Raw genomic sequence first — 14,126 nt, 5'->3', positions numbered from 1 at the left:
CCGCCGCCGAGTCGTTCTTCGCTCTGCTGATCGGAACCCTTCGCGGGCCCGACCGGATCAGCGCCCGCGCGGCCATCTTCGCTTTCGTTGAGAGACCCTGTTGCTCAATTCGAGGGAGTTTACGTCGATCACTCGGTCGGAGGCCGGCGGAGAGACGGATCCTGCTGGTCAGGGGGGCGTGAAGAGGTCGCCCTGCGGCAGGGGGTAACGGCTGTGTCTATGGGATCGGTTTCTGGCGGTGTTCCTGATGGGACGAGTGCGGTCGCGCATGCGGCGTTCCCGAAGGGGTGTCTTGCGATGCGGATCCGCGACCAACTCGGTTCAGTGTTCTCGAATGAGGAGTTCCGCGAGGCGTTCGGGGACCGCGGCCGTCCTGGTATCTCGCCCGGGCAGCTCGCCCTGGTAAGCGTGCTGCAATTCGTTGAGAACCTGACGGACCGGCAGGCAGCGCATGCCGTGCGGGCCAGGATCGACGTGAAGTACCTGTTGGGACTGGAACTCACCGATCCCGGCTTCGACTTCACGGTGCTCACCGGGTTCCGGCAACGACTGCTGGACCACGGCATGGAGGAGCGGGTGCTGGACCTGCTGCTGGAGCGCCTGGCCGGCCAGGGCCTGGTCAGCGCCGGAGGGCGGCAGCGCACCGACTCCACTCACGTCTTGGCGGCCGTCCGCCGCCTGAACCGACTGGAGTTCATCGGCGAGACACTCCGGGCCTGCCTGGAAGCACTGTCCGCGGCCAGTGCGCAGTGGCTCGTGAGCTGGATGGACCCGGCATGGCAGAAGCGTTACGGCGCCAGAACCGATGCCTACCGGCTGCCCTCCGAACGGTCCGAACGCGACCGGCTGGCCCAGCAGATTGCTGCCGACGGCTACCGTCTACTCGAAGCCGTTCGCACATCCACGGCACCGATATGGCTGCGTGAGATCCCCGCAATGACCGTGCTACGGACGGTCTGGATCCAGCAGTTCACACGCACCGTCACCGACGGAGTGCAAGAGGTGGGCTGGCGCGGCAAGGATGATCTCCCGCCTGGCAGAGCGCTGATCGCCTCGCCGTACGATCCCGAGGCCCGCTATTCACACAAGCGCGGCTCGGCCTGGACCGGCTACAAGGTCCACTTGAGCGAGGACTGCACCGGCTGCGGGCAGCCGCATCTGATCACCCACGTGGTGACCACTGATGCCACCGCGAACGATGCCACCGTCGTCGACGTCGTGCACGACGCCCTCACCACCAAGAGCCTCAAGCCCGCCGAACACCTCCTGGACTCGGGATACTCCTCCGCCGAACTCCTGCTGACCGCTCCCGTCGAACGCGAAATCTGTGTGGTCGCACCGGTCCGGCCGAACAGCACCCCGCAACAGGTCAGGTCCGCCGGATTCGGCGAGTCCGCCTTCACCATCAACTGGCAGGAACAGAACGCCACTTGTCCATCGGGCCAGACCAGCCGCTACTGGACAACCGGCCTAGACAACAACGGCCGCGACGCGATCAGAATCCGCTTCGCGACCACGACCTGCTCTCCCTGCCCCGTCCGTGACCAGTGCACCCGCTCCACCCAGTACGGCCGACAGCTCACCGTCCGACCACAAGGACAAGACGCCCTGCTCGAACGCGTCCGCGCCGAGCAGACCACCAGGGTGTGGAAGGAACGCTACGCCGCCAGGGCCGGTATCGAGGGAACCATCCACCAAGCCGTCGCCGTCGGCGGCATGCGCCGAACCCGCTATCGCGGCCTGGCCAAGACACACCTCAGCCATGTCCTGACCGCCACTGCCGTCAACTTGATCCGGCTCAACGCCTGGTGGAACGGCACCTCGCTCGCCCAGACCAGAACTTCCCGGCTCGCGGCCCTCGAACTCACTGCATGAACCAATTGGACAACAGGGTCGTTGAGACCTTCTACAACCGACAGCGCCCACGCCGCCATCCGCTCTGGGGCTACCTCACCCCGCTGGAGATCCGGCAGCGACTGGGACAACAACGCGTCCTCGTGGCGTAAGCATCGAGTGTCCAAGATCGCGGAGAAGCTTCAGTTGAATTTTCCCACCCGTTTGTGGCGCAGCACATCAGATGGTGGCGGCGTCGATCACGAAGCGGTAGCGGACATCGCTCGCCAGTACTCTCTCGTACGCGTCGTTGATCTCGGACGCGCTGATCAGCTCGATCTCGGCGCCGAAGTCGTGCTCGGCGCAGAAGTCCAGCATTTCCTGGGTCTCCTGGATGCCGCCGATGAAGGAGCCCGCAAGGGCTTTGCGACCGCCGACCACCGAGAAGAGGTTGAGCCTGACGGGCTCCTCGGGCACGCCCACGTTCACGAAGGCGCCGTCCGTCTTCAGTAGCGACAGGTAGGCGTCCAGATCCAGGGGGGCGGACACGGTCGACAGGATCAGGTCGAAGGTGCCGCACAGCTCCTCGAAGGTCTTAGGGTCGCTGGTGGCGTAGTAGTGGTTGGCGCCCAGCTTCAGGCCGTCTTCCTGCTTGCGCAGGGACTGCGACAGGACGGTCACCTCGGCGCCGAGGCTGTGTGCGATCTTGACGCCCATGTGGCCGAGGCCGCCCATGCCCAGGATCGCGACTTTCTTGCCAGGGCCGGCGTGCCAGCGCTTCAGCGGGGAGTACACGGTGACGCCGGCGCAGAGTAGCGGCGCTGCCGCGTCGAGGGAGAGGCCGTCGGGAATGCGCAGGGTGTAGTTCTCGTCCACGACAATCTTCTCGGAGTAGCCGCCGTAGGTGGGCTCGCCGTCCTTGCCGACGGCGTTGTACGTGCCGACCATGCCCTGGGCACAATGCTGCTCCAGACCCGCCTTGCAGTTCTCACACTCGCGGCAGGAGTCGACCAGGCAGCCGACGCCCACCCGGTCGCCGACGGCGAATTTGGTGACACCGGGGCCCACCTCGGAGACGATGCCCGCGATCTCGTGGCCCGGCACCATCGGGAATATCGCCTCGCCCCAGCCTTCGCGGGCCTGGTGGATATCGGTGTGACAGATACCGGCGAACTTGATGTCGATCAGGACGTCGAACTCACCGACCTCGCGGCGCTCGATGGTGGTGCGCTCCAGGCGAGCATTGGCGGCGGGGGCGGCGTAGGCAGCAACGGTGGTCATGCCGGGGGACTCCTCAATGTGTGTGGTCAGGCGTACTGGGCCGTGGCGCCGACCCGCAGCGCGCCATTCGTGTCACGAGGGGGAAATCGCTCCAGCAGGGTGTTGGAGGAAATCCAGAGCGGTGAACTTCGGCGAGAACCTCGGCGGCCGAGGACAGGTACTCGTCGGCCTCGGTGACGTACGGGCGCCGTCGCCGAGGTTCTTGTTCCTATGGCCAGCGACGATGCGGCGAGACCTCTGTCGCGCGATGGTGTCGATGGCACCAAGCCAGACCTTGATGCCGCCATCCTGCGCCTCACGAAAGAGCTGGCGGATACCGGCGCAGATAACGTCTCCTGCTACGACGAGGTCGAGGTCAGGGCTGCGAGAGCGGCACCTCGACCGCATCGAGGCCGCTGTCGATCATGACGACTGCCTTCATCGGCATGAGGTGTTCCTCGCGCAGGCGTCGCCTTGACCGCTCGGGACGACGGTCTGTCCTGCATGAACATGGTTTTGCATCGCTCTGTCTGGTTCCTCGAAGACGGAGATCGTCACGCTGGCGCGGTGACGCCGACGAAAATGCTGGCACCGCGCGAGGTCCGGAAACTTGTCTTGATGCGACTATTAGTTGTCACTTGGTGACTGGGACCCAGCCTGATCCGTGGTCAACGTCGCCCCGCTGGTGTCCAGCCTCGGCGGCGACTCCGACGCGCGCACGGCGTCGATCAGGGGCCTCCGGTGGGATGTCGGTAAGGCGGCCCAGGGAGGCGAGGTCGACGTACTCGGCGGCCGCCGTGCGGTCGTCTTCGCCGCTGCCATCCTGCGCCGGAGGGCCGGGCGTCAACTCGAAGGCCGTGAGGCCCCGCTCCTGCGGTAGCCCCTCAGGTTCCGGACCCGAGGAATCCAAGCGCCCAGGGCACGAAGTCATGCGAGCTGGGCCGCACTTCAGCGAGGCAGTAGGACGTCAACCTGCCCTCGGATGTCGTGCACGATCTCCTGGACGCTCAAGGTGACGTTTGGGCTCGCCGCCAAGCTGAGAAACATCACGGCCGACACGATGTGTGCCAGCGCCGTGGCATCGCCCTCTGTCACCCGCTCGTCTCGGCGTAGTACGCCGGCGATGGCCTCCTCGGCCTGCGCGACAATGGCGAGAGCTTCGCCGTGCCGGGGCTCTTCGGGGTTGCCGAAGACCATCTCTCGTAGGTAGGTGCGTCCGTTGTCGATCTGGGTGCGGTTGCATTCCACGATCGGCCGAACGATTGCCAGCACCGCGTCCAGTACGCCTGGGATGCTCTCGGCGTCCGCCTGACCCTGTTTGAGCGCTTCGGCGTACTTGGTGTTCTGCACAAGCAGGAGAAGCTCGCCTTTGGTCTTGGCGTAAAGAAAAAGCGTCCCGGTGCCGATGTCAGCCTTGTCGGCGATCTGTTGGGTTGTGACCTCGTCGATGCCGCGTTCAGCGAACAGCTCGCTGGCGGCGGCGATGATGCGGTCGAGCTTGTCCTGCTTGTTCCGCTCGCGCCGTCCGACCGGCTGGGTGGCGGCAGACATGACGGTGTCCTCCGGGAATAGAACCTGACTGTACTCAGTTATGATGTCAGTCACTAACGTGTGGGCTCGAATGTGGCTCCGCTCATTCTCCCACGGCGAGGCAAGGAGCCATTGGCTCCCTCTATGCACAGTCACGCGCTTCACACCCCTTGGAAGGAAGGAACACCAATGCCCTCCCTTGATGGCGCAGTTGTCCTCGTCACCGGTGCCAATGGCGGTATCGGCACCCACTTCGTCCATGACGCCCTGGCCCGCGGCGCCGCCAAGGTCTACGCCACCGCCCGCTTCCCCCGCAGCTGGAACGATGAGCGCATCATCCCCCTGACGCTCGATGTCACCGACTCCTCGTCGATCGACGCGGCCGTTACCGCCGCACCAGATGTCACCGTGCTCATCAACAACGCGGGCGCGACCCCGCCGAGCGCGAGCCTGCTGGACGTCACCGAGGCGGACATCCGGGCGAACATGGAGACGAACTTCTTCGGACCCGTCCTCCTCGCCCGCGCCTTCGCACCGACCCTTGCCGCCAAACCGGAGGCGGTCCTCGTCGACGTGCACTCCATTGCCAGCTGGTACGCCGGCGGAGGCATCTACAGCGCCTCGAAGGCCGCGCTGTGGTCGGCCACCAACTCGCTGCGCCTCGAGCTCGGAGCCAAGGGTATCCACGTGACGGGTGTGCACATGAGTTACGTCGACACCCCCATGGCCGCGTACGTCGACGGTCCCAAGCTGCTGCCGGCAGAGCTGGTGACAGCGGTGTACGACGCCGTCGAGGCCGGCGAATACGAGGTCCTGGCCGACGAGTCGACCGCTCAGGTCAAGTCGGCTCTGAGTGGCCCGATCGAGGCGCTCTACCCGGAGCTGCGCAGCACGAGCGCCTGACTCTGTTCCTCGACCCGGCGTGATCTCTCCACATCGGAGTTCCGAGACCCGTGGTGTTCGCACCGCTGGCCGGCGTCGAGGAAGTGCGAGCAGCCGTGGTCGTCGAGCCGCTGAGTGCGAGGATCCGCACCCCATCCGATGGGGCCCCAGGTCGCAAGGCGCAGGGTGGCCCGCGTACTGGGCGTACGCGGGCGACCCCGACAGTGCAGCGAGTGCGCGCGTGCCAGGCGTCGCGGCGCAGGCGGGAAACTCGGAACAGGCCCCAGGAGGCTGCTGAAGATCTTGCTCCGGCCGCCCGACTCACCCCGGATCGCTGGCAAATTCCAATCGCTATCAACCGGTGCAACTCGGGCGGCGCATTTCCAAGATCTTCAGGACGTTTCTAGCGGGCGAGTTGCCGGGCCAGGTCGGAGATGTCGGTCGCGGTGAGGTCGACCCAGTCCGGCGCTGCTGGCGCCGGACGGTCGGGGCCCCACTCCAGCGGGCGTGGAATGTACGCGGTGCGCAGCCCCGCGTCGGCGGCGGCCCGCAGATCCTCGACGTGGCAGGCCGTCATCAACAGTCGCTGCGGTGAGACGCCGAGTTGTTCGGCGGCCATCAGGTACACCTTCGGGTCGGGCTTGTAGCTGTGGATCAGCTCGGCGGACAGGATGGTGTCGAACGGCAATCCGCCCGTGCGGGCAAGTTGAATGAGGAGCCCGATGCTGCCATTGGACAAGGTGGCGGTGATATGGGTTTCGCGCAGTTGGGACAGGCCGTCGGGGCTGTCGGGCCATGGGCGCAGGCGGTGCCAGGCCTGGACGAGTTCGGCCCGGTCGGTGTCGCTGAACTCGGTCAGGCCGTGCTTGGCGAGCAATTCGTCGAGCATCATCCGGTGTAGTCCGTCCAGCGACTGCCAAGGAATTTCCCCCGACACCACCCGCAGCAGTGTGGGGGGGTACAGGCTGCGCCACTCGGTGGTGAGTTCCATCCAGTCGGCCTGTGCCCCGACGCGGGTGCCGACGCGCTCGAATTCGCCGGCGACGTCGGTGCGCCAGTCGACCACTGTGCCGAATACGTCGAACACCACCGCGTCCACAGCCGTGCCGGTCAATCGGCCGTCGTCGGCGGTAGCAGGGTTTCGCGCCATTGGTCTTCTCCTGATCGGCCACGGAAACGAAGAAAAGGTAGCGAGCTCCAGCGATGCACGGACACGGCCGTGGCATCTCCCGTGTGCGTGTGCTGGGGTGTCAGCGTTGGTGGTCGGTGATGCCGATGAACTGCCCGAGGCGGTACTCGAAGCCGGTGCCGGCCTGTTCGATGTCTGCCTGCGTGCTGACGGTGCGGGTGAGGAACCCAGAAAGGGGGGGTGGGCGAACTTGTCGTAGGCGGCGACCAGGTTCGTGTGAGGGGGGAGAAGGGTGCCCGGCTTGTCCGGGCGGGCCGTGGGTGTGTCCGCGGACGGCCGCGATCGTGCTGGTGGGCGTTGTGGAGAGTTTCGGGACCGGATTCGTCCATGCCGGCGCCTCGTCCTGGTCTTTGGGGGCGGGGAAGTCGGCGGCGGCCCGGTCGAAGTGGTTGTAGAAGAAGTGGGGGGTGGCGCTGTCGAGCACCACGACCTGGATGTGCGGGTCGGTGGCCGGTTCCTCGACGATCTCGGTGAGGCGAAGGACGGCTTCGCCGACGACGGGGTTGACGGGCGGGCCGGCGGAAGTGATCTGCGCGACCAGGGGTGAGGTGTGCCCGTGGTGGAGGGGTCTGGGGGCGTCGGTGGTTCGGGAAGCCCGGGCAGACGGATTACCGGGCAGCTCTGGCGTTCCTCTCGCTGCCTTCGCCGCTCACTCCTCGTAGTGCGGCAGGATGACGCCGTCCTTGACGTAGGTGAGGGCGGCGGTGACGTCGTACGCGTGGATCGCCGAGGCGAACGGGGCCAGTTGGCTGGACACTTCCCCGACCGCGTCGCTGGTGAAGAAGGCGTCCCGTGCCGTGGCGTCGGTGAACCCGAGGACGAGGGAGGCATGGAAGTGCTGGTCGTCGGGGTTGTCGTGGGCGACGTTCGGGGTGTCCCAGAGCTTTTCGATCCAGGGCAGGAACGTCTGCAGACGCAGTTCCTTCAGCGCTCCGGTGCCGGCGAGTGCGGGAACGAGCTGCGTCTTGACGAACTTCCGGAACTCACCGCCGCTGACCCCGTCCCGGCGGCGGAGGTAGACCAGGGCGCGGGCACCGACCGTCTCCCCCGGGCCTGCGACGTCGTACCAGCGGGACGAGTTCGGCGGGCCGGCGTAGAGCAGGGTGCGGCGGAACACGTTGATCTCGTCCGCGTAGGCCAGTTGCGTCTGCTTGCGTCCGTGCAGGGGCGCGAGCGCCGACTGGAAGGTCACTTCCGCGACCCCGTCGACCTTCCGCTCGGCGGGGATCGCGGTCTCCACCGCCTCGGTCACCGGCCACCGGCCCGGGTTGTGCTCGGCGAGGTGGATCTGCCGGTACTCGTCCAGGCCGGGGGTGGCGGAGATGATGCCCGAGTGCGGGCCCTTCCAGTAGTCCAGCCCGGTCTGGCGGGGCTGGTCGGTGCGTACCCACAGGAGGATCGAAGAGGTGAGATGCTTCTTCACCAGCTGTGGCGCGGTGGACTGTGACGTGCTCATGGTGTTGCCCTTCTACTCCTGGTCAGGAACGTGCGGTTCACGTGTTCGGGGTGGTCAGGGGGCGAGGAATTCGACCGCGACGGGGGCGAACTCCTCGTGGTACTGGAAGATGGCGCCGTGCCCGGAGTCGGGGTAGATGACCAGCTCACTGCCCTTGATGCGCTCGTGCAGGTCGTTGGAGAGGACCGAGGGCACCATACGGTCGTTGTCGCCGTTGGCGATCAGGGTGGGCTGAGTGATCTTCGACAGGTCGTCGGGGGTGCCACGCCCCCACTTCTTGATCGCCTTCAGCTGCGTCTGGAACGCCTTGACCTTGATGTTCGCGTCACGGTCTTCGGTGCGCTCCGAGAGGCGATCGACGAACGCGCGGGCGGCGGGCTTACCGGCGGCGTCGCGGTTGAAGAACAGGAACTCCTTGGGGTCGGACCGGGTCAGGAGGGCGCGCAGCATGTCCGCGTAGGTGGTGCCGGTGACCTTGTCTATGTCCTTGCCGCCCTTCGGTCCGGTGCCGGTGAGGACGAGCTTGCGGACGAGCTCGGGGTGCTTCACCACGAGCGCCTGGGCGATCATGCCGCCGAGGGAGAAGGAGAAGATGTCGATCTTGTCGAACCCGAGCGCCGTGATGAAGGTGTAGGCGTCGTCGGCCATCGCCTCGACGCTGTCCGGCACCTGGCCCGTGGACGCCCCGACACCGGGTTGGTCGAAGGCGATGACGTGACGGCCCTGCGCGACGGGGTCGATGATGCGCGGGTCCCAGTTGTCCAGGGTCGCGGCGAGGTGGACGAAGAAGACGACGGGAATGCCGCCCTTCGGACCCAGCTCGCGGTAGGCGTAGGTGACGCCTCCGGCGCTGAGGGTGCGGGCCGGGGCCTGCGCGTACGAGGTGATGACGGGTTCGTTCTGGGTGTCGTTGTCGCTCATGATGGTTTCTCCTCGCGTGGGTTGTGCCGCCCGCCGCGGTCGCGGCGGGTCAACTGCTGGCGGTGATGACGGCCTTTCCGCGGATGCCGCCCTTGGACAGGGACTTCAGCGCCTGCGGGGTCTGGTCGAAGTCGAAGACCTTTCCCACGACCGGGCGCAACGCGCCTTGGTCGACGAGGGCGGTGATCTGTCGAAGCTGGTCGCCGTTGGCGCGCATGGACAGGAACTCGTATGTCACGCCGAGCTTCTTCGCGTGAGTGCGGATCTTTCTGCTGAGAGCCGCGATCGCCAGGCGCAGCGCCGGGTTCAGGCCGGCTTCGCGGGCGAATGCGGGGTCCGGGGGACCCGCGATCCCGATGGCCTTGGCGCCTGGCTTGAGCACCCGCAGCGATTTCTCGAGGTTCTCCCCACCGAGGCTGTCGAGCACCAGGTCGTAGCCGGACAGGAGCTGCTCGAAGTCCTGGCTGCGGTAGTCGATCACTGTGTCCGCACCCAGCTCGCGCACGAAGTCCGCGTTCGAACCGCTGGCGGTCGTGGCGACACTGGCGCCGAGGTGCCTGGCGAGCTGGATCGCGATCGAACCGGTTCCGCCGGCGCCGGCGTGGATGAGAACCTTCTGCCCGGGCCGCACCTTCCCGCGCTCCACCAGCGCCTGCCAAGCCGTGAGGGCCACCAGCGGCAGCGAGCCCGCCTCTGCCATGCTGATCGACGCGGGCTTGAGCGCCAAGTCGCCCTCCGCGACGGCGACGCGCTCGGCGAACGTGCCGATACGGCTTCCGTCGGGCCGGGCGTAGACCTCGTCTCCGGGCTTGAAGCCGCGCACACCCGTTCCGACTCGGATGACGGTGCCGGCGACATCGTTACCAAGGATGAGCGGCAGCTTGTAGGGCAGCAGCAGCTTGAACTCGCCGGCGCGGATCCTCTCGTCCAGCGGGTTGAGCCCGGCGGCCTCCACGCGCACGAGTACGTCGTGCTCCCCCACGGTGGGCTCGGGGGCGTCCGCCTCCTGGAGCGGCTTCTTGTACTTGGTGACGACGAACGCTCTCATGGGGCGCCGCTCCTTGCCCATTCCTAGTTGTTCAGGTTTGCCACTGGATCCGCCAGTTCGGCGGGACGCTGGAGTCTCGCCCGATCCGGCTAACCCGAGTACACTCAATTGTGAGTCGACTCAGTTTTTCTGTCAAGGGAGGTCTCCATGAGCCGCGGTCACATGCCGATCGGGCGCCGAGAGCGGGCCAGGCAGGACAAGCGCGAGCGCATCATGACCGCGGCCGGCGAGCTGTTCGCCAGGCACGGCATCGGCGGCGTCACGACCCAGCAGGTCGCCGATCGGGCCGATGTCGCGATCGGCACCCTGTACCGGTATGCCTCCACGAAGGCGGAGTTGCTGATCATGGTGCAGAACGAGAAGTTCGCCGCCGCCGTCGACAATGGCCTCGCCGCGGCCGACGCCGTCGACGGGCAGGGTGTTCTCGATCCAGTTGTCGCGCTCATTCGTCCCGTAGTGGCGTGCGTGAGGGAGCAGATCGAGAACGGCCGCACATACCTGCACGAGCTCGTTTTCGGCGACCCGGCCGAGCCCTACCGGCGTGCGGGCATCGCTCTCGCCGCCCGCCTCGAGGAAGGCATCACCGGCCTGCTCACCCGCGAGGAGTACATAGATGCTGCCGACGCGGCAACGTTGGCACGTGTGATCACCGCGATCATCCACCTCAGCACCACCGCCACCGTGTACCTGCACCGCAGCGACGAAGCCGTGCTTGCCGACATCCGCGACCAGATCCACGCCACCCTGGCACCTCGCCAACGCGCCGCATGACCACTCGGTCGACGAGCTGCGAGTGACCTGCCAGCTGGTGGCGGCACGTTTGTGGGCAGGCGGCGTGAGGTCGCCGAGGTCCGCCGTCGTCTGGAGGCGGCACGGCTGTTGACGAGCAGCACCTGCATGTGCCGCTCAGACAACGAGACTCCCCAGGCGGACTCGGCTGTCCGCGTCCTGGCTACAGGGCTATGAGCCGCCATGGGGCAGGCCTTGGACGGTCACTTTTTTCGGGCTGTTCTATGGTGCGACGGCACCTGCTCTGTTGGCTTCCTGTCACAGCTCATCTTGTCTTGCGCGAGCGTGGTGGCGACGGACCTTGGTGCGGTTTCCGCAGCGGGACATGGAGCACCAGCGGCGATTGTGCGCGGGGGAGCGGTCCACGAAGCGCAGGCTGCAACGGTCCGCCGCGCAGACCCGCACGCGCCGGATCTCGGCGGACAGCAGCAGGTCGACGGCGTCCTGGGCGACAAGCGCGAGTGCGGTTGCGGGGGCGTCGGCGAGACCGGGGGTGCCGGCCTGATCCAGGCGCTCGCCGGTGACGACGAGTTGCGGGGCGGGCCGGGGCGCTGCTGCAGCCGATCGGTTGAGGAGCGTCACGTCGCCGGGTGTGGGCAATCGGCCGTTTACGACCGCCAGTACGGCGCGGTCGAGAGTTTCACGCAGTCGTCGCCCGGAGGCCAGAACGGCCGCCGTGACGGGACCAGGGGAGTCGGGGGCGAGCAGACCGGCGTCCTGAAGCCAGCACGCGAGGTCCTCCGGGGTCCGGAGCGTCTCGCTCGGGGCCGCGCTCCACCGATACCGCAGGGTGTTGATGAAGTCGAGGCATACTCGCCCACCGTCCCAGACCCACTTGTCGTCCGTTGTCACACATTCATTTTGCACGCTAGCTTAACCGCCTAAGACGGTTAGATTCGAAGTCAAGGAGGCCTATCCATGCGAGAGTCGACAGCGACGACAGGTGTGACCCAGGTGGACGGGGTCCGTCTGCATTACGCCCGAGCCGGGTCAGGCCCCCTGGTCGTCCTATTGCATGGCTGGCCGCAGACCTCCGACTGTTGGCGTCCAGTGCTGGAGGATCTGGCCGCGGACCACACCGTCGTGGCTCCCGATCTCCGTGGATACGGTCTGAGCGACAAGCCCACGACCGGTTACGACAAGCGCCGCATGGCCGCTGACATCGCCGGACTCGTCGAGGCGCTCGGTTTCGAGAGGGCCGCGGTCGTAGGTCATGACCGCGGCGCCCGTGTCGCGCACCGCTGGGGGCTGGACCGCCCGGACCAGGTGGAGCGACTGGCCGTGCTCGACATCGTGCCGACCCGGGAGATGTTCCGCCGCATGGATGCTTCCCTTGCCTCCGGGTACTGGCACTGGCTGTTTCAGATGCAGCCCGATCTTCCCGAGCGTCTTGTGGGCCGGGATGTTCGCGGGTACCTCGAGTATTTCTTCGAGCGCTGGACGTACAACCGTCACGGGCTGACGCCCGACGCGGTTGATGGCTATGTCCGTGCGTTCTCTCGCCCGGGGGCGTTGCGTGCCAGCCTCGATGACTACCGTGCCATGGAGGAGGACATTGCTCTTGATGACGTCGATGCTGTGGCGGGTCGGCGTCTGACGATGCCGGTGCTGGCGCTGTGGGGTTCTGCCGGGGGGCCGGCGAGGCTCCCCGTCATGGAGATCTGGCGCGCGTACGCGGACGATGTCATTGGCGCGGAGATCCCCGAATGCGGTCACTTCATCGCGGAGGAGCAGCCCGTGGCGCTGCTCGGCCATCTGCGTGACTTCCTGTCCGGTGAGACCGACCGCTGACCCCATCACCGGGACGCGACCTGTCGGCGTGCGGATCCAGAGGGGGCGGCCCAGCCCAAGACATGCCTTGGTGCCCGCCGTCGCCGGAATGCCTGCGCGATTGCGTCGAACGTTCAGAGCCTCCCACGTGGTCAGGTCCAAGGCACAGTTGGGCAGTCCGGGTCGAGGAACACGTACATGTCGCGCTTCACGGTCCACTGGCCACGGTGTGGTGAACGCCGTTGTGTTTCAGACAGCAGTTGCGCAGCGCCTGCCGGCTCTGCATGCGAGCGAAGGTGCGCTCCGCAAAGGCACGGACCTTGAGGGTTCTCCTTCCGGGCTGGAGGACGGCCTCGCCGCGCGCGGCGGTGCAGGATGACCAAGCCGGTTTCCCCGCAGCCGCCATTCGCGATGATGTGTCCGTAGCGGAAACGTGGGGGATTTGAGTGCCATCGACGGTCCGAGAGGGCGGCGATGCGGTTGGCCGCAGAGTTCGAGGTGCCGGACTGCGGCGGAGGGTGCCGCAGCGTGAGTTCGTGCGCCAGCGGTCGATGGCCGGCAGGGCCCGGTCCTCTGCTGGCCGGCCCCGGGGATGGCCGTTGCGGACCGCATCCGCTTTTTCCTGCTGCATTGACTCGACCCGCTCGCCGCATCGGTGCGGGCGCAGCTCGGTGACCAGGGGCGCTCAGGAAGGCCCAGAGCTGGGTTTTCGGTGCCCCCGGCCGTGGGCGGGATCGGCTTCGCTCGGCGGCCCTGGCAATGTCGGGCCGCTTGATATGTCTGAAGGCGACCGACAGGGCTTGGGTCCCAGTCCGACGACGGTGTTTCTAGGGGTGGAAGACGGAGCGAAGCAGAGCGGGCAGAAAGGCCGCTTCGAGTGTTCCGGTGGGCAAGGCATCAGGCTCGACCAGACTTTGCAGGAGTGCGCCCTCGCGGATGGCGATGATCAGGCGGGCCAACTGGTCGAGGTCGACGGCAGGCTCACGGCCCCGGCACGTGAAGTACGCCGTCAGAATCCGGACGAGCTCGGCGCGGGCCTTGGCATCGTGGTCGGCAAGTACCTGGGCGGCCTCGGGGTTGCGCAGGGCATAGAGCGTGAACTCGGTGCTGACCACGTACCAGCGACGCTCCTCCGGGCTGAGGTCGGCCAGGACGCCCGCGATCTGCTCCGGCGTCGGGTCCCCTGCGGTCAGGTCGGCCACCTTGCTGACGAGCCGCTCTAGGGCGCGGGCGGCATGTTCGTCGAAGAGGGCGAAGAACAGCTCGTCCTTGCTGGAGAAGTTCGAGTAGTAGGCGCCGGTCGTGTAGCCGGCGCGGCGGCAGATCTCGTCGATCGAGGTCGCGCCGAACCCGGCCTCGGCGAACGCGTCCATCGCCGCCTCGAGCAGTCGCGCCCTCGTCTGAGGCCGCCGCCTGGTGGGCCCCTTCGGCATTTGGACTCCTCCCTT

The 14,126-nt window shown here is 66.9% G+C and carries 15 protein-coding genes; 7 read left to right on the top strand and 8 right to left on the bottom strand.

Annotation, left to right across the window (positions count from 1 at the left end; all coding sequences use genetic code 11):
* Positions 1-219 precede the first annotated feature (219 nt).
* Complete coding sequence (locus tag ACIRR9_RS50115; RefSeq protein WP_403767002.1) at positions 220-1,875, top strand: IS1182 family transposase; 1,656 nt, start codon at positions 220-222, stop codon at positions 1,873-1,875.
* Positions 1,872-2,006, top strand: coding sequence for a hypothetical protein (locus ACIRR9_RS50110; protein ID WP_403766921.1), 135 nt, complete (start codon positions 1,872-1,874; stop codon positions 2,004-2,006). The genes ACIRR9_RS50115 and ACIRR9_RS50110 overlap by 4 nt, the downstream gene beginning before the upstream one ends.
* Before the next feature lie 67 nt (positions 2,007-2,073).
* Here the strand turns inward: ACIRR9_RS50110 and ACIRR9_RS50105 are convergent, their stop codons facing one another.
* Entirely contained in the window at positions 2,074-3,114 is a 1,041-nt protein-coding gene (locus ACIRR9_RS50105) for an NAD(P)-dependent alcohol dehydrogenase (RefSeq protein ID WP_403766918.1), read from the bottom strand.
* Positions 3,115-3,757: 643 nt separating this feature from the next.
* Between ACIRR9_RS50105 and ACIRR9_RS50100 the strand changes: the two genes are divergently transcribed.
* The gene (locus ACIRR9_RS50100; protein ID WP_403766915.1) at positions 3,758-3,973 is read left to right on the top strand and encodes a hypothetical protein; all 216 of its coding nucleotides are present in this window, start codon (positions 3,758-3,760) and stop codon (positions 3,971-3,973) included.
* 68 nt (positions 3,974-4,041) lie between these two features.
* On the opposite strand, the gene ACIRR9_RS50095 is transcribed toward ACIRR9_RS50100, so the two are convergent.
* Entirely contained in the window at positions 4,042-4,644 is a 603-nt protein-coding gene (locus ACIRR9_RS50095) for a TetR/AcrR family transcriptional regulator (RefSeq protein ID WP_403766912.1), read from the bottom strand.
* Positions 4,645-4,812: 168 nt separating this feature from the next.
* Here ACIRR9_RS50095 and ACIRR9_RS50090 point away from each other — a divergent pair, with 168 nt between their 5' ends.
* A complete protein-coding gene (locus ACIRR9_RS50090) occupies positions 4,813-5,526 on the top strand; it encodes an SDR family oxidoreductase (protein WP_403766909.1) in 714 nt (237 codons plus the stop codon).
* A gap of 382 nt (positions 5,527-5,908) precedes the next feature.
* Here the strand turns inward: ACIRR9_RS50090 and ACIRR9_RS50085 are convergent, their stop codons facing one another.
* A complete protein-coding gene (locus ACIRR9_RS50085) occupies positions 5,909-6,655 on the bottom strand; it encodes a haloacid dehalogenase type II (RefSeq protein ID WP_403766906.1) in 747 nt (248 codons plus the stop codon).
* 439 nt (positions 6,656-7,094) lie between these two features.
* Here ACIRR9_RS50085 and ACIRR9_RS50080 point away from each other — a divergent pair, with 439 nt between their 5' ends.
* On the top strand, positions 7,095-7,241 hold the full coding sequence (locus ACIRR9_RS50080; protein WP_403766903.1) for a hypothetical protein: 147 nt from the start codon (positions 7,095-7,097) through the stop codon (positions 7,239-7,241).
* A gap of 102 nt (positions 7,242-7,343) precedes the next feature.
* On the opposite strand, the gene ACIRR9_RS50075 is transcribed toward ACIRR9_RS50080, so the two are convergent.
* From ACIRR9_RS50075 to ACIRR9_RS50065, 3 genes are read right to left on the bottom strand one after another with little or no spacing between them, the layout of a single operon-like run.
* Positions 7,344-8,150 (bottom strand): strictosidine synthase, encoded by an 807-nt coding sequence (locus tag ACIRR9_RS50075; RefSeq protein ID WP_403766900.1) that lies wholly within the window; start codon positions 8,148-8,150, stop codon positions 7,344-7,346.
* 54 nt (positions 8,151-8,204) lie between these two features.
* Entirely contained in the window at positions 8,205-9,071 is an 867-nt protein-coding gene (locus ACIRR9_RS50070) for an alpha/beta fold hydrolase (protein WP_403766897.1), read from the bottom strand.
* Positions 9,072-9,120: 49 nt separating this feature from the next.
* Positions 9,121-10,119: an NADP-dependent oxidoreductase gene (locus tag ACIRR9_RS50065; RefSeq protein WP_403766895.1), complete on the bottom strand. Its 999-nt coding sequence runs from the start codon at positions 10,117-10,119 to the stop codon at positions 9,121-9,123.
* A 162-nt stretch (positions 10,120-10,281) separates the two neighbouring features.
* Here ACIRR9_RS50065 and ACIRR9_RS50060 point away from each other — a divergent pair, with 162 nt between their 5' ends.
* Positions 10,282-10,890 carry a TetR/AcrR family transcriptional regulator gene (locus ACIRR9_RS50060; RefSeq protein ID WP_403766892.1) on the top strand — a complete coding sequence of 203 codons (609 nt, stop codon included), beginning with the start codon at positions 10,282-10,284 and terminating at the stop codon, positions 10,888-10,890.
* 276 nt (positions 10,891-11,166) lie between these two features.
* On the opposite strand, the gene ACIRR9_RS50055 is transcribed toward ACIRR9_RS50060, so the two are convergent.
* Positions 11,167-11,760, bottom strand: coding sequence for a CGNR zinc finger domain-containing protein (locus tag ACIRR9_RS50055; protein ID WP_403766889.1), 594 nt, complete (start codon positions 11,758-11,760; stop codon positions 11,167-11,169).
* Between the two features lie 66 nt (positions 11,761-11,826).
* On the opposite strand from ACIRR9_RS50055, the gene ACIRR9_RS50050 reads away from it, so the two are divergent.
* A complete protein-coding gene (locus ACIRR9_RS50050; protein ID WP_403766886.1) occupies positions 11,827-12,699 on the top strand; it encodes an alpha/beta fold hydrolase in 873 nt (290 codons plus the stop codon).
* 806 nt (positions 12,700-13,505) lie between these two features.
* Here ACIRR9_RS50050 and ACIRR9_RS50045 read toward each other — a convergent pair.
* Positions 13,506-14,111, bottom strand: coding sequence for a TetR/AcrR family transcriptional regulator (locus tag ACIRR9_RS50045; RefSeq protein ID WP_403766884.1), 606 nt, complete (start codon positions 14,109-14,111; stop codon positions 13,506-13,508).
* Positions 14,112-14,126: the final 15 nt, after the last annotated feature.

Source organism: Streptomyces sp. NPDC101234, from assembly GCF_044767525.1.
Lineage (GTDB): Bacteria > Actinomycetota > Actinomycetes > Streptomycetales > Streptomycetaceae > Streptomyces > Streptomyces sasae.
The sequence above is the reverse complement of the archived record's forward strand: the minus strand, read 5'-3'. Positions and strand labels throughout refer to the sequence as shown.